General features: G+C 41.0%; 20 protein-coding genes. 17 read left to right on the top strand and 3 right to left on the bottom strand.

Annotated elements, in window-relative coordinates; translation table 11 throughout:
* Positions 1-141: 141 nt before the first annotated feature.
* Genes IT6_RS05460 through IT6_RS05450 form a run of 3 tightly spaced genes read left to right on the top strand, consistent with a single transcriptional unit; the run spans position 142 to position 3,072 of the window.
* Positions 142-1,764 (top strand): efflux transporter outer membrane subunit, encoded by a 1,623-nt coding sequence (locus tag IT6_RS05460; protein WP_242524102.1) that lies wholly within the window; start codon positions 142-144, stop codon positions 1,762-1,764.
* Complete coding sequence (locus tag IT6_RS05455; protein WP_242524101.1) at positions 1,727-2,887, top strand: M24 family metallopeptidase; 1,161 nt, start codon at positions 1,727-1,729, stop codon at positions 2,885-2,887. Before IT6_RS05460 ends, IT6_RS05455 begins: the two co-directional genes overlap by 38 nt.
* Before the next feature lie 41 nt (positions 2,888-2,928).
* Positions 2,929-3,072 carry a hypothetical protein gene (locus IT6_RS05450; RefSeq protein WP_166792847.1) on the top strand — a complete coding sequence of 48 codons (144 nt, stop codon included), beginning with the start codon at positions 2,929-2,931 and terminating at the stop codon, positions 3,070-3,072.
* A gap of 181 nt (positions 3,073-3,253) precedes the next feature.
* Here IT6_RS05450 and IT6_RS05445 read toward each other — a convergent pair whose 3' ends face one another.
* A complete protein-coding gene (locus tag IT6_RS05445; protein ID WP_242524100.1) occupies positions 3,254-4,345 on the bottom strand; it encodes an LptF/LptG family permease in 1,092 nt (363 codons plus the stop codon).
* Between the two features lie 160 nt (positions 4,346-4,505).
* On the opposite strand from IT6_RS05445, the gene IT6_RS05440 reads away from it, so the two are divergent.
* The 7 genes from IT6_RS05440 (at position 4,506) to IT6_RS05410 (ending at position 10,262) form a co-directional block, all read left to right on the top strand.
* Positions 4,506-4,952 carry a GatB/YqeY domain-containing protein gene (locus IT6_RS05440; protein WP_134439942.1) on the top strand — a complete coding sequence of 149 codons (447 nt, stop codon included), beginning with the start codon at positions 4,506-4,508 and terminating at the stop codon, positions 4,950-4,952.
* Between the two features lie 46 nt (positions 4,953-4,998).
* Complete coding sequence (gene ccsA, locus IT6_RS05435; RefSeq protein WP_206825453.1) at positions 4,999-5,808, top strand: cytochrome c biogenesis protein CcsA; 810 nt, start codon at positions 4,999-5,001, stop codon at positions 5,806-5,808.
* 8 nt (positions 5,809-5,816) lie between these two features.
* The gene (gene hemA, locus IT6_RS05430; RefSeq protein WP_134439946.1) at positions 5,817-6,881 is read left to right on the top strand and encodes a glutamyl-tRNA reductase; all 1,065 of its coding nucleotides are present in this window, start codon (positions 5,817-5,819) and stop codon (positions 6,879-6,881) included.
* Positions 6,878-7,774 (top strand): hydroxymethylbilane synthase, encoded by an 897-nt coding sequence (gene hemC / locus IT6_RS05425; protein ID WP_206825451.1) that lies wholly within the window; start codon positions 6,878-6,880, stop codon positions 7,772-7,774. Before hemA ends, hemC begins: the two co-directional genes overlap by 4 nt.
* 46 nt (positions 7,775-7,820) lie before the next feature.
* Complete coding sequence (cobA, locus tag IT6_RS05420) at positions 7,821-9,359, top strand: uroporphyrinogen-III C-methyltransferase (RefSeq protein WP_206825444.1); 1,539 nt, start codon at positions 7,821-7,823, stop codon at positions 9,357-9,359.
* Positions 9,360-9,380: 21 nt separating this feature from the next.
* On the top strand, positions 9,381-9,704 hold the full coding sequence (locus tag IT6_RS05415; RefSeq protein WP_134439951.1) for a tetratricopeptide repeat protein: 324 nt from the start codon (positions 9,381-9,383) through the stop codon (positions 9,702-9,704).
* 102 nt (positions 9,705-9,806) lie between these two features.
* A complete protein-coding gene (locus tag IT6_RS05410) occupies positions 9,807-10,262 on the top strand; it encodes a hypothetical protein (protein WP_206825443.1) in 456 nt (151 codons plus the stop codon).
* 10 nt (positions 10,263-10,272) lie between these two features.
* Here IT6_RS05410 and ygfZ read toward each other — a convergent pair whose 3' ends face one another.
* The gene (gene ygfZ, locus IT6_RS05405; protein WP_206825442.1) at positions 10,273-11,148 is read right to left on the bottom strand and encodes a CAF17-like 4Fe-4S cluster assembly/insertion protein YgfZ; all 876 of its coding nucleotides are present in this window, start codon (positions 11,146-11,148) and stop codon (positions 10,273-10,275) included.
* A 251-nt stretch (positions 11,149-11,399) separates the two neighbouring features.
* On the opposite strand from ygfZ, the gene IT6_RS05400 reads away from it, so the two are divergent.
* The 7 genes from IT6_RS05400 to IT6_RS05370 all read left to right on the top strand — a co-directional run bounded on the left by IT6_RS05400 (position 11,400) and on the right by IT6_RS05370 (position 18,575).
* Complete coding sequence (locus IT6_RS05400; RefSeq protein ID WP_242524099.1) at positions 11,400-11,918, top strand: nucleoside deaminase; 519 nt, start codon at positions 11,400-11,402, stop codon at positions 11,916-11,918.
* Between the two features lie 10 nt (positions 11,919-11,928).
* The gene (locus IT6_RS05395; protein ID WP_242524098.1) at positions 11,929-12,651 is read left to right on the top strand and encodes a hypothetical protein; all 723 of its coding nucleotides are present in this window, start codon (positions 11,929-11,931) and stop codon (positions 12,649-12,651) included.
* A 43-nt stretch (positions 12,652-12,694) separates the two neighbouring features.
* Complete coding sequence (locus IT6_RS05390; RefSeq protein WP_134439958.1) at positions 12,695-14,125, top strand: UDP-N-acetylmuramate--L-alanine ligase; 1,431 nt, start codon at positions 12,695-12,697, stop codon at positions 14,123-14,125.
* A gap of 140 nt (positions 14,126-14,265) precedes the next feature.
* Complete coding sequence (dnaK, locus tag IT6_RS05385) at positions 14,266-16,182, top strand: molecular chaperone DnaK (RefSeq protein ID WP_134439960.1); 1,917 nt, start codon at positions 14,266-14,268, stop codon at positions 16,180-16,182.
* Between the two features lie 95 nt (positions 16,183-16,277).
* Positions 16,278-16,577, top strand: coding sequence for a co-chaperone GroES (gene groES / locus IT6_RS05380; protein ID WP_012464513.1), 300 nt, complete (start codon positions 16,278-16,280; stop codon positions 16,575-16,577).
* Positions 16,578-16,598: 21 nt separating this feature from the next.
* On the top strand, positions 16,599-18,233 hold the full coding sequence (gene groL / locus IT6_RS05375) for a chaperonin GroEL (RefSeq protein WP_206825441.1): 1,635 nt from the start codon (positions 16,599-16,601) through the stop codon (positions 18,231-18,233).
* 165 nt (positions 18,234-18,398) lie between these two features.
* Positions 18,399-18,575, top strand: coding sequence for a hypothetical protein (locus IT6_RS05370; protein WP_206825440.1), 177 nt, complete (start codon positions 18,399-18,401; stop codon positions 18,573-18,575).
* A gap of 539 nt (positions 18,576-19,114) precedes the next feature.
* Here IT6_RS05370 and IT6_RS05365 read toward each other — a convergent pair.
* Entirely contained in the window at positions 19,115-19,420 is a 306-nt protein-coding gene (locus IT6_RS05365) for an HU family DNA-binding protein (protein ID WP_134440591.1), read from the bottom strand.
* Positions 19,421-19,473: the final 53 nt, after the last annotated feature.

Genomic DNA, 19,473 nt, shown 5'->3' with positions numbered 1-19,473 from the left:
TTGCCAATAGACTTGATGATATTGAACAAAAGATATATGGGAATAAGGGTAAAAGAAAAATTAATGTTGATTAATAAAATACCCATTTTAATCTCCTATCGCTAACTACAAGCAATGAAGTGCCCTTTTATTCTAAGGGAAATGAAAAGAGCACCGAAGTCTCTTTTCTTTTTTCCATTGGTTTTTTTGATCTGCGGTTGTGCCGTTGGTCCTGATTACCACCGGCCTGTGGCAGAAACTCCGCTAGCCTTCAAATGGGGAAACAATCCTAACGCTGAAAAACCCACGACAGGAGAAGAAGGAGTGACACCCACTGAAGTGCAAACTGCCTCGGGAAAAAGGCTGGAAGGTATTCGGTGGAAGAAGGCCCTTCCTCAGGATGCAATCGCTAAAGGAGAATGGTGGAAGGTTTTTAAAGACCCTTTGTTAGACCAATTGGAAGCTCAACTGTTGATAGGCAACCAGCAACTGAAAGGAATTTATGCTCAAGTTGTAGAGGCAAGAGCCCTGGTAACGCAATCTCTTTCCAATTTTTTCCCCCATATCGGGTTTTATCCCTTCTACTCCAGATTAAGATTTTCTCAAAACCAGCCCTTTTTCTTCCTTCAACATCCCGTATTCGCCCCTGTTTTTAGCTCAACAACAGGCCAGCAAATTGGTTTTACCCAGTTTCAAACTGGTCTGCCTATTTATTGGAATGAATGGGCGCTGCCTTTAGCGGCATCTTATGAGGCGGATATCTGGGGAAGATACCGTCGCGAACTTGAAGCTGCAAAAGCTTCTGCACAAGCTACCCAAGCAGCCTATGAAAACTTGCTTCTTAGTTTGCATGCGGAGTTGGCCACCGATTATTTTTCCATTCGCTATATCGATGCACAATTGGCTGTCTACCGCTACATGATCGATGTCTTTAGAGATAATCTTTACTTGGTGCAAAGCCGTTATGATGGAGGACTGGCTAACGAGCTTGATCTTGCAAGAGCAAAAACAGATCTGGCCAGCCTGCAATCTCAATATATAGGGTTGGAAAATACCAGGGCTCAAATCGAAAATGCGATCGCCGTTCTTCTTGGAAAACCCGCTTCTTCTGTAAAAATTGCTTCTAACCCGATTTCGGGTTCAGTCCCCGTTTTGCCCGAATATCTGCCTTCTGATCTTTTGCAAAGGAGGCCAGATGTAGCTCAAGCAGAAAGGCAGATGGCTTCAGCTAATGCTGATATTGGGGTAGCATTGGGTGCCTTCTTCCCTTCGGTGAATCTTTTGGCTTCGGTTGGACTGCTGAGTTCAACAATAGAAATGCTTTTCAACGGTTCAAGTAGGTTCTGGACTCTTGGTCCATTTGTAAGTCTTCCCATTTTCGAAGGGGGTCAGCTTGTGGCGGGATTACAGCAAGCCAAGGCAGCTTATCAAGCTGCAGTTGCTAATTACCGGCAAGGAGTGCTGATCGCTTTCCAAGAAGTGGAAAATGCCCTGGCAGCCTTGAAGATTCTGGAAGCTCAACAAGAGGCACAGCAAAGAACGGTAGCTTTTGCCAAGGATCAGTTCGATGTTTCTTTGGTTAGGTTTAAAGAGGGATTGGTTAATTACATTGAAGTCGATACGACCGAGCAGGTATGGCTTAATGCCCAACTGCTCAATCTACAAATTCTTGGTGAACGGTTTATTTCGACGGTGGCATTGATTAGAGCACTTGGGGGAGGATGGGAAGATTACAGCATGAGACCTGTTGGGGCATCGACTAAATCGAAATCTTCTGGATCTTGAAAACTCGGTAGAAAAAGCTATGGCTCGAATGATGTTTGCTGCATCGGAAAAAGATGCGAACATGCTTTATGCTACTCGGATCATGGTTCCCGATCCCTTTCTTTGGATAGAAGTGGATTCCAAAAGTTATATTTTTTTAAGCAAACTTGAAATTGATCGCGCCAAACGGGAGGCTAAAGCCGATGTTATCCTTTCTTACCAAGAAGCAACTGGAATAAAAGAAGAGAAATTAACGATTCCTCTTTTGATCAAAACGATTTGCAAGAAACTTAGGATTAGCCGGCTAGTTGTGCCTTCTTATTTTCCTTTGGGACTGGCTGAAACCCTACGAAAAGAAGGGTTGAGCATTGTAGCCAAAAAAGAGGAGTTTTTCCCTGAGCGATCCATTAAGACTCCGACCGAAATTGAATCAATCAGAACGGCCCTGCGCATGGCTGAGAAGGGGATGGAAAGAGCCATTGAAGTCATTAGAGAAAGTAAAATAAATGATGAGGGCTTACTTTTATGGCAGGATAAAATTCTTGACTCCAAGCTACTAAGGGAAGAGATCGAAATAAAGATCATGAGAGAGGGAGGGATGGCTCTTGGAACCATCGTGGCCTGTGGAATCGAAGCCTGTGATCCTCACGAGATTGGCAAAGGAAAACTTAAGGCTGGCCAATCCATTGTTATTGATATTTTCCCAAGAGACAGGGCAACAGGTTACTATGGAGATCTTAGTCGGACGGTTGTCAAAGGAAAACCTGCAAAACAACTCGTCGAGCTGTACAAAACGGTTAAAGAGGGTAAACAGTGGGTTTTAAGTGTTTTGCGAGAAGGGTTAAGAGGCAACAAAATAGAAAATGATCTTCGGAATTCGTTTACCAAGAAAGGATATCCCACTGAAATTCGCGGCGGAAGATGGGTTGGTTTTTTCCATGGACTAGGTCATGGTGTGGGACTTGAAATTCATGAGCCTCCTCGATTCAGGAAAGCGGTGTTTAAGAAAAACCAGGTTCTCACTGTCGAACCCGGTTTGTATTACCCAGAAATTGGAGGAGTAAGGCTCGAAGACATGGTTGTCATCAAAGAAGAGGGTATAGAAAATTTGACGACAATCGAGGAAATATTGGAAATAGCTTGAAAAGGTTAAAAAGAAGCATTTCTTAATAAAATAAAAAAGATATGAACATGTTTTTGTTCTGGCTACCTCCCTTGCAGGAAAATGAACCTAAAGCTCCCGATGAAGCTCCTGAGCCCAGTGCACCTTCTCCTCCTGCCCTACCTGGCTTTCCCGGTCCCGTTATGCCTCCAGGAGAGTTGCCCTAGTATTTTTATTGATGACTTCTGAGCTTCCTGACAGTGGTGTAGTTTAACGGTTCAAAAGCAGTCTGGTATTGAGAATAAAATCACTTAGCGGCCGCCTATACTCATCTATCCCCAAGAAGCTTGTTTTATCCTTGCGTAAAGCTGATAAAAGCCAGATAAGAATCAAATCGCTTCTTAAAACCTATCTTCTATTCACTCTCCAGATAAGCCAAAATCCCAAGGATTGAAAAATGATATTGGGTAACCAAATAATGAGCTCAGGGAAAAGGTTAGTTTTTGCTTTAAGTGCTTCGGCAAGTAGAACGATAACATAATAGGAAAGAACGATGAGTAAACTCAAAGCTACTCCAATAGAAGTTTCCTTTCTTTGGACTTGAATAGCTAAAGGAGCACCGACAAGAACAAAGGTAAAGCAGGAGAGTGAAAAGGCTAGTCTTTTCTGAAATTCAGTTAAGACCGGGGTGGGATTTGAAGTAAAACCAAATAAGTCAGCCGCGACAATCTGCCGGCCAATCTCATCTAAGGTCGAAAGCCCTATGCTTTTTCTTACAGCCAACCGGTCAAAAAGCTGGGCAAGAGATATTTCATAGGGAAGTTGTGTAGCGCGAGAACCGGGCATGACCAGTTTTACATTCAGTGGATCAGAGACATTTCTTTCCTCTTGCCGTGCATTCCAAAGGGTCAATAGAATTCTTTGATGATTTAAATCGGGTTCTATTTCTGCCTCAGAAGCGCGGATAGACCGCAAGGGACGAAGATCGGCATCGGTTTCCCAGATATAGACATCTTGGAGCCTAGCTCCTATGCGGTTGGTTGCATACAACCGAAAACCGTCAAACTGGTCAATGGTTTTGTTGCTTTTAAAAAAAGAAAGCGGGTTATGCAGCATGACATCCGAGAATATTTCTTTGAAAGCATGACGGCTTTTAGGACCAATATAGGCATTGATGGCGAAGCTAAAAACGCTGTAAAGAAGGGCAAACCAGATGACCGGAGCCATTATCGCTCCAAGGCTAATGCCTGCACTTTTAAGGGCTGTAAGCTCCCTGTCTTGGGACATTTTACCGAAAAGCAAGATCACAGCGATCAATAATCCCCAAGGCAAAGTAAAGGTTAAGACAAAGGGAATGAGAGAGACAAGCAGTTTCAAGGAAATCCACAAAGGAACTTCGTTGTTTACAAGAAGATCAGATAGATCTCGAAAAGCGTTAGCTATGACCAAGAAAAAAGTCAAAATCGAGGTGGTTATCAGAGAATTTTTAAATAGTTCCAAAAAAAGAAATTTATAAATTGTTCTCATAAAAGATGAGAATAAAATAAAATAATGTTTAGAAAGATATTTCTCTTTTTTATGTATACACTCTAGAGTTAGAATATCGAAGAAGGAATGATTAATTGCAACATGTGATAAAGAAAAGAGAGGAAAACCTATTATGTCGTTGTTACTTCAGATAGACCAGCAGCTCAAAGAGGCGATGAAGAAAAAAGATGTGGAGAGAATTTCTGTTTTGAGACTTCTCAAGGCAGCCATAAGCTATGCTTCAATCCAGAAAGCCCATAAAGAGCTTTCTGATCAAGAAGTGATCGGGGTAATCACAAAAGAAATTAAAAAAAGGGAAGAGTCGATCCAGGAGTATGAAAAAGCTCAGAGGCTGGAGCTTGCTGAAAAGGAAAAAGTAGAGATTGCTGTCTTAAAAGAATTTTTGCCCCAACCAATGACTGAAGCGGAAATGGAAGAACTGGTGAAAAAAGTGATAGAGGAAACTCACGCTAAAGATAAAAAAGATTTAGGAGTGGTGATGAAGACGGCAATAGCTCGTGCAGAGGGCAAAGCCGATGGAAAAAAGCTACAAGAAATAGCAAAAAAATTTTTGAGCTAGATTCTTTCTCTATAGGAGATGTTATTTTGAAGATTCACGTTGTCACATGAGTTTTGGCCAAGAAAAAATTGAATTAATCGTTGCTACTTTTATTGAGTTTTTTGTCTCTCTTTACGGATTTTTTGTATTGAGAGGCAAAAAAAGGGCAGCAAGCGATAACATCAGCTTTGTTGCTCTTCTTGTCGCCTTTTTTTTCGAAACTCTTTTTCTTTATTTAAGAGGAATTTCGATAAACCATTGTCCTATAACCAATTTTCTTGAAACCATGGTTTTTTTATCCTGGGCTTTACTTTTGCTCTATTTCATCATTGGTTCAGCTTATCGAATGTCTATCCTTGGATTCTTCACGGCTCCGGCTGCCTGTTTCATTAATATTATTGGGTTGATCCTGCGTCCAGATAGCCCTAAGATATTACCTGAATTGGGTTGGATGCTTGAACTGCATGCCGCTTTTTCGATCTTAGCCTATGCGATTTTTGCGATCGCGGCTTTGGCTGCGTTGATTTACCTGTTAGAAGAAAAAGAACTCAAAACGCACAAGCTTTCTTCTCTTTTTTTCTGGTTCCCTCCTATTGGGGATCTTTCTTACATTCAAAAAAGGGTGTTGTTAGTGGGTCTTTTGTTGCTTACCGCAGGTCTTATGGGTGGTCTTCTTATTTCTCCAAAAAGCACATGGGATTGGGTAAAAATCAGTTGGTCGATTGCGGTCTGGTTATTTTACTTGTATCTGGTTTTCTGTTGCTTTTTCTCCCATTCGAGAATGAAACGTTTATCGCTTTTATCGATTGGAGGATTTTTATTTATTTTTTTAACCTTTTGGGGAATAAATTATTTTAGTCAAATGCACAAATTTTAAGTTATAACATGAATGTTCTTGTCGGCGGTGGTCTTTCTTTTGACACTTCATCCATAGAGTTGCGTGAACAGGTGGCTTTTCGCTCTGATGAATATCCTCAGGCTTTATCCCTAATGAAGGAGATCATGCATCTCGAAGAGGGGGTTTTGCTTTCTACATGTAACAGGGTTGAGTTTTTTTCTGTAAGTAAAGATCCTCACCAAGTATCTAAGGGATGGGGAGAGTTTTTGAGAATATACCATAAAAAATATTTTCCCTTCGAATTATATTCTCAGCTTTATATTGGGAAACATTGTATTGGGCATCTTTTTGAGCTTGCTAGTGGACTGAAATCCATGGTTGTGGGTGAAACAGAGATATTAGGTCAGCTGAAAGAAGCCTACCATATTGCCAAGGAGCAGGGAATGGCCAAAAAATACCTAAACAGACTTTTTCAAGCCAGTTTTTCAGCCGCTAAAACAATAAGATCGTCCACTTGGATAACTAGGGGAAGCATTTCGGTGAGTGCAGTGGCAGTGGACTTAGCGGAAAAACTCTTTGGAAAACTAAATGGTTGTTCCATAATGGTTGTTGGAGCGGGGGCTGTGAGCGAAACGACGGCTAAAGCACTCCAGAGGAAAGGGGGGAACATTATTCTTGTTGCGAATCGAACCTATGCAAAGGCATTGGAGCTCAGTAAAGAGATAGAAGCAGAAGCTATTCCCTGGACAGAATTCCCTTCGCGAATCGCCAAAATAGATATTCTCATTAGCTCAACTTCTGCTCCTCACTATATCATTACAAAAGAAAAACTGGCAGCCTATATAGGTTTGCGTGCAGGCAGGCCTCTTTTTTTAATCGATCTTGCTGTTCCTCGAGATATTGAGCCTGCTGTTCAGGATCTAGAAGAGGTTTATTGCTACAACATCGATGATCTCCAGTCGATAGCGCAGCAGAATTTGAAAGATCGTCTCGCTGAGGTTGATAAATGTAAACGGCTTATCGAACCTTACGTCGATCGCTTTTATAACTGGATGGTTGGATCGATCAATTCTAAGGATACACAATTTTTGAGGAATTTCCGAATAGCGTGAAACCGCTTGTTATAGGTAGTCGAGGCAGTCAACTGGCCTTAATACAAGCCCAGCTTGTTATTGACAATCTCAAAAGAAAGTTTCCTGACCTAGATATTTATACACGGGTCATCAAAACGGCAGGTGATCGTTTTGATACACATCCCATAGGTGAAATCGACCAGAGGGGAATTTTTACCAAAGAAATTGAAAATAAACTTCTAGGGGGAGAAATTGACTTGGCTATTCATAGCTTAAAAGATCTTCCCGTAGAATTGCATCCTGAACTGGTTATCGCAGCTATACCCCCAAGAGAAGATCCTCGTGATTGTTGGATAAGTCTTAATCATCCCCATCCTTCTTGCCTTCAACCCAGTGCCATTGTGTGTACGGGAAGCCCCAGGAGGGCTAATCAACTTTTGCGCAGAAGGCCTGATTTGAGGATTGTCCCTATTCGGGGCAATGTCGAAAGCCGTCTTAAGAAACTTAAGGAAAATCGAGAGTGGCAAGGCACGGTATTGGCCCTGGCGGGTATAAAAAGAATGGGGTTAGATTTGTCTTCCTTTCTTTGGACTCCCCTGGGGGATGATTGGATGTTACCTGCTCCTGGACAGGGAGCTTTAGCTCTTCAAACTCGCATCGACGATAAATACACCCAGAGTCTCGTCAAATGCCTTAATGACTTTCCCACGGCTTGTGCCGTTTATGCAGAAAGGGCTTTTCTGCATGAGTTAGGGGGCGGATGTAGAACGGCTGTTGGAGCAAAAGCACAACCCGAAGGCTCTAGGTTGATATTGGAGGGAATCTGGTGGCCCGAAGAAGCGATTCAACCCAAGGAGGGCAAAATTGTAGGTGAAATGCAGCAAGCGGAGCAACTAGGCAAGAAGTTAGCAGATCTATTAAAGAAATTATAGGTTTTAGCGGGATGTTAGGGCCGTTTTTTATAGGGCTTATAAAAAAATGAATGGCAAAGACTATGGAGTCGTTTATTTGGTTGGAGCTGGTCCAGGTGACCCCTCGCTCTTGACTCTCAGGGCCAAGGAGCTGATTGAGAAGGCTGATGTGATATTTTACGATTATCTTTGTAATCCAAAAATCCTGGATTGGTCTTCATCCCATTGCATGAAAGTTTATGTGGGTAAAATTGCCTCTAAAGCGACCTATTCTCAAAGGGAAATTGAAGAGATGTTGATCGCTAAAGCGAAGGAAGGTAAAACCGTTGTGCGGCTTAAAGGGGGGGATCCCTTTTTATTTGGTCGGGGAGGAGAAGAAGCGGAGGCATTGAAAAAAGCTGGAATTCCTTTTGAAATTGTCCCTGGAGTGAGTTCTGCTTTAGCTGTGCCCGCTTATGCGGGTATTCCTCTGACCCATAGAAACTGGGCATCTCAGTTGACGATTGTAACCGGACATGAAGATCCCCTAAAAGAATCATCAGCTCTGAGTTGGGAAACCATTGCAAAATCAAAGGGAACAATAGTTGTCTTAATGGGTGTAGAACGTTTAGCCATTATAGCAAAAATACTCCTCAAGCAGGGCATGGATCCTCTTACACCTATGGCCATAGTTAGTTGGGGAACTTTGCCTTATCAAAAGGTAATTACATTAAAGCTGGCAGATATAGGAGCAGGCAGCCATCCTTCCATTGATCCTCCAGCCGTTCTTATTATAGGAGAAGTCGTTCGGCTCCGAGAGGATTTAAAATGGTTTGAAAAAAGACCCCTCTATGGGCAAAAGATCGTTGTTACCCGGACTAAAGAAGGATCGGCCAAGCTTGCCGGAAAACTGGCCAATTTAGGAGCCGAAGTCCTGGAGATCCCGACTATCAGGATAGTTCCGCAATGCTTGAATGAAAATCAGATCCGCCTTTTAAAGAACATAGGGTCCTCTTACGATTGGATTCTCTTTACGAGTCCGACGGGAGTAGAGCTTTTTTTCAAGGAATTTCTCAAGCTTACAGGAGATATTCGACAGCTTAAAGGAGTCAAAATAGGTGCTATTGGCACATCTACAGCAAGAGCTATTAGCCTTTATAATCTTCCTGTAGAAGTGATTCCAGAAAAGTTTACCTCCGTGGATCTTGCTCGCTGTTTCTCGCTGAAAAGGATCAAAGGTCTACGTTTTTTGCTTCCTCGAAGTGCTCTCGCTGATGAGGGAATTTTAGAGTTTTTAACCTCTCTTGGAGCTTCTGTTGATCAGTGGTCTCTTTATGATATACAACCTGAAACCGAAGATGTGCGTGGCGATAGAGAAAAGTTTAAACAAACAGGGGCACACTGGATTTTATTTGCCAGTGCAAGTTCAGTTAAATACTGGTATAGGCTTAATCTCAGTTGTCATGATACTTCTCTGTTACCCAAAATTATTAGCATTGGACCTCAAACCACTCGGGCTCTCAAAGAGCTTAACCAAGAAGTTTATATCGAATCAAAGGTTCATACTATCGATGGTTTAGTAGAAACCCTTCTTGAAGAATTAAGAGGCAATAAGCAGAAAGATTAATGGTTTTTACTCAATTTATTTATGGAACCCAAAATAGAATTTTATGAATTAGGTAATGAAGCCCTTGCTATTGGGGATTTGGAGAAGGCGAAGTATTATTACGAAAAAAGTATCGATTCTGATCCATCCTATTTTGAGGGATGGCAAGCTTTAGCCATGACCTATTATAAATTAGGACAATACGATGAGGCTGTTAACGCGAATAAAAAAGCAATTGAGTTGCGACCTCATGATCCCATGGTGTGGACAAGTCTTTCTTTGGCTTATATCAGACAAGGAAATAAAATCGAAGCTGAAAAAGCTTCTTTAAGAGCTCGAATCTTGTCCTGGCAAAAAAAATCATAAGAAAATTGTTAAAAAAGAATATTTAGTTAAAAATATTTGAGAAAAATAGAGAACATAATAAAGTAAGATTTGTTCATTTAAATAAATTATTCATATAATAATATGAGACTAAAACAACTAACGAGTGCCGAAGTAAAAGAATTAGCAAAGCTCGTACAAGAAAAAGAAGCACTTCAAGAAAAAGTTTCAGAAATAGAGCGGAAAATCCAAACCTTATGGAAAGTCGGTATTAAAGTGCCTGGGAAAAGAGCGGCTAAGTCTCAAGTAATAGAAAAGAGAAGGGGACCAGAAAAAGGAAGCATCCCTGGTCGACTCAAAAGTTCAATAATAGAGGCTTTAAGAAGCTCAGGAAGTAAAGGATTGACAGTTAAAGAACTTTCTAAGAAATTGGGAGTAAAAGTAAATAATCTTTACTGTTGGTTTTATACGACGGGGAAAAAAACTCCAGGAATCATAAAATTAGGTAAAGGCCTTTATAGATTTGAAGAATCTGAGCTTAAAAAAGATAAGTCTATAGAGAAGTCCTTAGACAACGAGCAGATAAAAGAAACCGACTAAAACCTCAAATCTATCCAATAGGAGGTGGGGCTTTTAGGATTTTGAAAAAACACCCGTTGGATTCAACTCTATTTTGTTCTTTCCTGTGCTCTCTATGGATAAAACCTAAAGCGATGGTTTTGTTATAACCAAAAGAATATCCACAGGAAGTTAACCGGCCTACGGCCCGGGATTCATAATACAGTTGTCCAGGCTGAGGGTTGCTGTTTTCTAAGGCAATAAAGAGAGTTAAAAGTTGATTAATCTGTCCTAAGTGATGAATCCTTGATATGATTTCTTGGCCTACGTAACAACCCTTTGTAAAACTTATAGATTGTTTAGTTAAAAATACTTCTAAGGGTATTGTTTGTTCGGTTATCTCTTTGCCCCACTGGGGAATCATGTTTTCAAGCCGTAAACTTTCCTGTACTGTAGGGGGAACTTCTGGACAGCCGAAATCGACCAAAGAAGTATCAGACCAGATATCCCAACCCTCGATACCAAATCTTTTGTTTTGAAAACAAAGTGTGAATCCTTTTGGAGGATGGGGACCAAAATAGTGATAGAGGAAAAACTGGCCATCGATCTTTTCGATCGAAACCTGATCTGCGACGAGAAAACGACTAAGCCGATTTGCTATTTGTTCTTCAATCTCTTTGGGACCGTCCACAAAAATCGTTTCTCCCTGGTTGGCAATCCAAAGATCGCAATCTATTCTTCCTTTGCGGTTGAGCGCTGCGGTGTGCACGCTAGATCCTATAGGAAGAGAGGAAATATCAGCTGCAAGCTGTCCATTAAGATACCTGATTCTATCTTTACCTCGAACCGTCCAAAGCGATTGACTTAAAAGAGAACACCAACCCGGATGACCTTGGACTAAGCTTTCGTACAGTTTTTGTTCGTTCATTTTTTTCTTCCCTATGCCTAGGGCTATAGAGATAGTTAATAAAGATAAGGATTTTATTAACTGTTTTATAATGTAATAGGATAAAAATACAAAGAATCAATCTTTGAGTTGATCTTTGTAGTCCTCTGCTCTTAATTTTTTAGTCAGAATAAATTAATGGATTGAGGGAGTCGAGGGAGAACGTAGGATGATTGATTTTAAGGGATCTTTTGGGCATGGAAATTAAGCCTGTTCTATTAAAGAACTGAGAAATGATTCTGCAAAAACAAATCGTTGAAAAGGGAAAGCTAGAGGTCGATTATTATTTTATGGGCTTGGCTCTGCAAAAAGCCAGAGAGGCTTTTGATAACGGAGAAGTTCCAGTTGGAGCCGTTATTGTCCAGGGTGATAGAATTTTAGGTTCTGGATACAATCTGGTTGAAGCACGCCGGGATATAACAGCGCATGCTGAAATGGAAGCGATTCGGCATAGCCAGCTTCTTCTTGGTGATTGGCGGCTTGACTCCACAACCCTTTATGTAACCAAAGAGCCCTGTATGATGTGCTGGGGAGCTATTTTTTTAAGTAGAATAGAGCGGGTTGTCTTTGGAATTTCTGATCCGAAACAACAGAATTTTTCTTTTTTTAAAGATTTTTTTTCAGAGAAGAAAAAACCTCTTATTGTTCCGGGAGTTAGATCTGAAGAGTCATTAGAATTAATACGCAAATTTTTTTTTATCCTAAGAAATAAAAAAAGGGAGTTGCCACTTCGCAATATTGGGATTAGTTAATGTCAATATCATGGAAGAAAAACCCGTTCATGACAAAGTTGGTGTAAGACCATTAACGGATATCGATTTATTGTTTCAGAAAAAGTTCCATGAGAATCTCAAGCGTAGTTGTTCAGCGAGTTATTCTGTCAAATTAAGATATTGTCCAACAAACGGGTTATTACCCAAAGAGATTGTTGAGATTCCCAAAATTGACCATCTCCATTTCTTCAATGGATATGTGCAAAGAGCTTTAGGCCATACCATAGAAGACCTTGCCTTGGAAAATGGGGAGCAAGGAGGTGAGCTAACGCTCCTACTCGACGGAGCGAAGAATTTTTCCAATTTTAAAAAAAGATATGAACTGCTATCCAAAAAGCTGGATCGAATAAGAATATGGAGTATTGATCCACTCGATGAGCTTCCCTCTAATATTGATCTCATTCATCCTGTTCATCCCCGTTTAACTAAATATCGGTTTTATTTATTTAGGAACTCAAAGTTAGAAGTTGTATTTGTTTGCAAACAGCTCAATCGTGCAACTGAGATAAGCTCAAAAAAATTTATTGGCTTTTGTAGCTTTGATCCTTTTATTGTTCACTCCTTGCGATGGAAGTTTTATCTTCTGAGTTCAGGAATAGACAAAATAATCAATCACTGGGAAAAATTTTTTCTCTGGCCAACGTTCAGGATTCAGGAAATAGAAAATTTTATCAACTCAAAATTAGATTCTTATTTTACTGAAAAATCTTGAACTTTTTCTTCCGGTTCAATAAAAATTGGCTTTTTCTTAGTCCATGGCCACAATTGATCTGCTCTTTAATAAAGAATTGCGATTTCATTTCTTAGGAATATGCGGAACGGCTATGGGAGCGGTGGCCTCGATGCTAAAGGAATTGGGCTACGAGGTAGGGGGTTCAGATGAAAATGTGTATCCGCCTTTGTCTACTTTTTTGAGCCAGAAAGGCATTTTGGTAAAGGAGGGCTATAGGGCACAAAATCTTCCCATTGATAAGTCAGGAACCGTTATCGTGATTGGAAACGTGATTAAGAGAGGCAATCCAGAATTAGAAGCGGTTTTAGAAAAAAAATACTTTTTTATTTCCTTGCCTGAAGTTCTCAAATTTTTTTTTCTCCAGGGAAAACAAAATATTGTGGTCAGTGGAACACATGGAAAAACGACGACAAGTTCTCTTTTGGCATGGATTTTTGAGTCGGCTTCTCTGAATCCATCCTTTTTTATTGGCGGGTTGCCTAAAAATTTTCCCTCCGGCTGTAGATATACACAAAGCGAATATTGGATTTTAGAAGGTGACGAGTACGATACGGCCTATTTTGATAAAAGGAGTAAATTTCTGCATTATCTGCCTCAGACGGTTATTATAAATAATATCGAATATGATCATGCCGATATTTTTTCTAGCCTGGACGAGATTTTCCTTTCTTTTAAAAGACTCATTCATCTCATACCGAGAAACGGACACCTGGTTATTCCCGAGGATGATTCGAGGATAGTTGAAATCGCCAAAAGTGCTTTAGCTCCTGTATATACGGTAGGTTTTGGAGAAAAAGCTGATTTTAGGATAACGGAAGTCAGCTATGAGCCAACTGGAAGCTGGTTCCATATGCTTGGAGAAAAATTCTTTATGCCTATTCCTGGGGAATATAATGTCAGAAATGCGGCCATGTGTCTTGCGGTGGCAACGCTTTATGGGATAAAGCTTGAAGACATTTCCAGGGGGTTAGCTTCATTTCAGGGTGTAAAACGGAGATTGGAGGTTATAGGGGAAGCGGGTGGCATAAAAATATTGGATGATTTTGGTCACCATCCCACAGCGATCCATAAAACCATTCTTGCTATAAGGCAGCGTTATCCAGGCAAGAGGCTATGGGCTGTTTTCGAGCCAAGGAGCAATACGACCCGAAGAGCGGTTTTCCAACAAGAGCTTCCCCGTTCTCTATCCGTAGCGGATGGAGTGATTATCAGTGAAGTCTCAAGCAAGGACAGTTTGGCCCCTTCCGAAAGACTCGATCCTCAAAAAATTGTTCAAGAGCTCAACAAGAATGGGATACCCTCATTTTTCTGTTTGGATCCCCAAGATATCCTTTGTAAACTGCTCGAAGTGGTGAAAGCGGGAGACATCGTTGTTTTCTTTAGTAACGGCTCATTTTATGGGATTCCTTTGCGTTTGTTTGAAACTTTAAAAAATAAAAATGGATCATTTTGACCAATCATAGGGGACAAAATGACTCATAAAGATTCCTTAAAAACCTCCTCTTTTCTTTTGTAGTAATATTTAAATGCTTTGTAGTGAGTGAGATATCAATATACTTATAAATATGGCATGCATTATGCTCCAAATAAGGCATGGCACATGTACTTGGCATCGATTTAGGGACAACAAATTCCTGCATGGCAATTGTCGAGGGAGGGCAACCCGTTGTTTTGGAAAATTCTGAAGGGGCTAGGACCACTCCTTCGATAGTGGCTTTTACCAAAAGTGGTGAAAGATTAGTTGGCCAGGCAGCAAAAAGACAGGCGATCACCAACTCTAAAAACACTATCTATTCCATAAAGAGATTTATTGGGAGGAAGTATAGCGAGGTTCAAGAAGAAATAAAGAGAGTTCCCTACAAAGTCATAGAAGGGAAAAACGGGGATTGCGCAGTTGAAGTTGAAGTCGGAGGAGAGAGAAGGATTTATACCCCTCAGGAAATATCCGCCTTTATATTGATGAAATTGAAAGCGGATGCGGAAGCTAAACTGGGAGAAAAGATTTCGCAGGCAGTTATCACTGTTCCTGCTTATTTTAACGACAGCCAAAGACAGGCAACTAAAGCTGCAGGGGAAATTGCAGGTCTTGAGGTTTTGAGAATCATCAATGAACCTACAGCAGCTTCATTGGCTTATGGCTTGGATAAAAAGAAAGATGAAAGAATTGCGGTATATGATCTGGGGGGAGGAACTTTCGATATTTCTGTTCTAGAAATTGGTGAAGGGGTTTTTGAGGTTAAGGCGACTAATGGTGATACGCATTTAGGGGGTGATGATTGGGATGCAGCGATCATGGAATGGATTATTGGTGATTTCAAAAGAGAAACAGGGATCGATCTTCATGGTCAACCCGATGCGGTGCAGAGGATAAAAGAAGAAGCCGAGAAAGCTAAGATTGCTTTATCCTCGGCACTTGAATATGAAATAAATCTCCCCTTTATTACAGCTGATCAAACGGGTCCAAAGCATATCCAGAAAAAATTAACAAGAGCAAAACTTGAGCAATTAACAGAACATCTGGCGGAAAGAACTGTTCAGCCGGTTCTAAACTGCTTGAAAGATGCCAAGTTAACGGCTGCGGATATTGACGAGCTTGTATTGGTGGGGGGCATGACAAGGATGCCCAAAATTATTGAGACAGCCAGAAAGCTTATAGGCAGAGAACCTCACAAGGGGGTTAATCCCGACGAAGTCGTTGCGGTGGGAGCTGCTATCCAGGGAGCTGTTTTGAAAGGTCAGGTCAAAGACGTTCTTCTTTTGGATGTCACCCCACTTACTCTTTCAATAGAGACCGCGGGGGGAATTGCTACACCCATGATTCCAAGAAACACAACAATACCCACGCGAAAATCCCAAATTTTCAGTACTTTTTCGGATAATCAGCCCAGTGTGGAAATTAAAGTACTCCAGGGAGAAAGACCAATGGCTAGGGACAACAAACTTTTGGGCGTGTTTCACCTGGATGGAATACCCCCGGCCCCTCGGGGAGTGCCTCAGATAGAAGTGACCTTCGATATAGATGCAAATGGTATTTTGCATGTGTCGGCAAAAGACCTGGGAACGGGAAGGGAACAAAAAATTACGATAACGGGTTCCAGTGGCCTTTCCAAGGATGAAATAGAACGGATGACCCGGGAAGCCGAGGCTTACCGAGAACAAGACATGAAGAACAAGGAAAGAGCCGAGGCCAAGAATAATGCCGATAATGCGGCTTACCAGGCAGAAAAGCTTTTGCGAGAATACGGGGATAAGGTTGATTCGGCCAAAAAGATGGAAATTGAAAAATGCATTGAGAAAGTTAGGGAGGTCATTAAAGGTGATGATACCGAAGCGATAAAAAGGGCGATGGATGAGCTCAATGAAAAAGTGCAAGCGATATCGATAGAGATGTATAGAGCTGCATCATCCAAATCCAGTGCGCCTCCTCCCCCTTCTTCCGGATCTAAAGAGGGAAAGTCTGATGTGATTGACGCGGAATTTGAAAAAGTGGACAAAGATAAACCCAAATGAAGCAGGGTTTTTCGATTGGTTTTGAAAAGCAGCTTAAAAACAAAAAAATTTTGTTTAAGGATTTAAAAGAACGAAATTTATGAAAGGAGGTAAAGATGGTTGAACCGAAAATTCGTCCTTTGGGTGAGCGTGTTTTAGTTAAGCTCATCGAAGAACAAGAAGTAAGAAAAGGTGGGATCATCATTCCGGATACAGCCAAAGAAAAACCACAGGAAGCAACGGTTATCGCTGTTGGTCCTGGAAAATTGGATGAAAACGGGAAAAGGATTCCTATCGAAGTGAAAAAAGGAGATAAGGTCCTTATTAGTAAGTATGGTGGAACAGAAGTAAAAATCGATGGAGAATCCTTTCAGATTCTTCGCGAAGATGACATTTTAGCCATTATTGAAGGATAAAATAAAGAAAGGAGGTAATCAATGGCTGCCAAACAATTGATCTTTGATGAATCTGCTAGGCATGCTCTATTGCGTGGTGTTGAAAAGTTAAGTAAAGCGGTGAAGAGCACGCTTGGTCCCGCTGGTCGCAATGTGATTCTCGACAAGAAATTCGGTTCTCCGACAATCACTAAAGACGGTGTGACCGTAGCTAAAGAAATAGAGTTGGAAGATCCTTGGGAAAACATGGGAGCGCAGCTTGTAAAAGAGGTAGCATCGAAAACAAGTGATGTTGCCGGTGATGGAACAACGACGGCCACCGTTCTCGCTGAATCCATCTATAAGGAAGGCTTAAAGAATGTAACAGCAGGGGCTAATCCCATGGATCTTAAGCGGGGTATTGACAAAGCTGTACATGCCGTAGTCAAACAGCTGAAGGAAATATCCCATATTGTCAAGGGTAAGGAAGAAATCAAGCAAGTAGCCACTGTTTCCGCAAATTGGGATACTTCAATTGGTGAAATTATCGCTGATGCCCTAGACAAAGTGGGTAAAGATGGGACAGTCACTGTCGAAGAAGCCAAGCATATTGAAACTACCCTTGAAGTGGTTGAAGGCATGCAGTTCGACAGAGGTTATATTTCTCCCTATTTTGTGACCAATGCTGAAGAGCTTGAGGCGGTGTTGGAAAATGCCTACATTTTGATCCATGAAAAGAAGATTTCCAATCTTAAGGATCTTTTACCACTCCTTGAAAAGATAGCCAAGGCGGGTAAACCCTTGTTGATTATTGCAGAAGATGTTGAGGGAGAAGCTTTGGCTACCCTCGTTGTCAACAAGTTAAGGGGTACATTGCAAGTATGTGCGGTAAAAGCTCCTGGATTTGGCGACAGGCGGAAAGCGATGCTTGAAGATATCGCTATTTTAACCGGTGGTCGTTGCTTAACTGAAGATCTGGGAATAAAGCTAGAAAATGTTCAGCTTGAAGATCTTGGAAGAGCAAAGAGAGTCATCGTTGAGAAAGAAAATACAACGATTATCGAAGGGGCAGGATCCAGTAGCGAGATAAAAGGGAGAATAAGTCAAATCAAAAGACAGATCGAGGAAACGACCTCTGATTACGATCGGGAAAAACTCCAAGAAAGACTCGCTAAATTAGCGGGTGGAGTTGCTGTTATACAGGTGGGTGCGGCTACTGAAACCGAGCTTAAAGAAAAGAAAGCCAGGGTTGAAGATGCTCTGCATGCAACGCGAGCAGCTGTGGAAGAGGGTATTGTTCCCGGTGGTGGGGTTGCTCTCCTTAGATGTCAGAAAGCGATTGAAGGCCTTTCTTTAAAAGGAGATGAGCAGATTGGAGCTAATATCGTTTCCAAGGCCCTAGAATATCCTCTGAAAACCCTTGCGGACAATGCAGGGTTAGAGGGGAGTGTCATTGTCAACGAAGTCAAATCCAAGAAAGGCAATGAAGGATTTGATGTAGCCAGCCGTTGCTATGTGGATATGTTCGAAGCTGGGATCGTTGATCCGACAAAGGTGACGAGGACAGCTCTTGAAAACGCAGCTTCGATTGCTGGTTTACTCCTTACAACTGAGGCCATGGTGACTGAAATTCCTGAGAAGGAAAAGAAACCGATGACCCCTCCCGGTGCTGGAGGAATGGGTGATATGGAGTATTAATTTAATCCCTTATCCAAACAAGCCAGGATGTATTTCCTGGCTTGTTTTTTTTATGGTTTGCCAATCTGATGAAGAATGCCGGTTTACGTCTTTAACTCAATATTGACAAGATAATGTTTTCGGATTCGTATTGGATTTTACAAGGAAAGACAAAGGCTATTAGAGATGGATGAGATCTATGAGGTAACAACGAAAATCGGCTCGCTATCGCCTACTTTGCGTGCAGTGGTCATAGAAATATATACCAGTTTAATCTTGATTAGTTTTTATCATGGTATAAAAACAACCATAGCAAAAGATAGAGTTGGTGCAGTTATAGGTGCTGCTCCTTTGAACGGCTGAGCACACTTCGCATCTCTCTTCTTGAGTACTTTCTTTTTTGTTAGTTGCAAATTTACTGGTTGACTCCTACAGAAAAGCCCACACAAAGCGCTCTCTGCTTGTGCTCAGGGACTTATCAACAACTTTCCTTCTCCGTAGGTGGTCAGAGTTGGTAGCTGGGAAAAAACAACAGCAGTTGTCAACTCATTAAGAAGAATGACGAATAGCCATTCTTTTAGAGAGAGAAGAGCAATGTTGAATAAGAAAACACTCCCTCTAAAAATGTTATATTAATCAGTCGTGATTTTTTAAACTACAAAAAAATGTTAATGATTAAAAAGAATGATAAAAAAAGACGGGAAAAAAACAAGGGGGTGGTTGTTTCCCGCGTTACTAATTTTATAAATCCTATTTTGATAAAACCTTATCAACAACTTTATATTTATTATAAATGTAAATTAATAAAATATGTCAGTAAATGCTTACTATGAGTTATAAATTAACAAATCCACCCCCCCTCTCTTTGACTGTAATGAAATACGATTCCCGTAGAAAACTGATTACAACTTTTCTTTTAATTCTTTACCGGGAGAGAAACGGACCGTTTTTGAGGCTTTAATTTTAATTTTTTCTCCAGTTTTGGGGTTGACGCCTGTCCTAGCTTTTCTTGTAATAACTCGGAAGGTTCCAAAACCGATTAACTGCACGATTCCATTTTTTAATACTCCAGTCTTCAGACCATTGATGACAGCATCAACCGATTTCTCAGCTAAAGCCTTAGTTGTATCTTTGCCCATATTTTTTTGGACAACTTCAACTAAATTTGCCTTATTAAATCTAACCTGCTTTTTTTCTTCGTTTGCCATAATTTCTCCTTTTTAATTAAAGTTTACTGTGACTATAAATAATTAGTCAATGA

The sequence above is a fragment of the Methylacidiphilum caldifontis genome (assembly GCF_017310505.1).
Lineage (GTDB): Bacteria > Verrucomicrobiota > Verrucomicrobiia > Methylacidiphilales > Methylacidiphilaceae > Methylacidiphilum > Methylacidiphilum caldifontis.
Note: the sequence above shows the minus strand (reverse complement) of the source record. Positions and strands in the feature narration are given on the sequence as shown.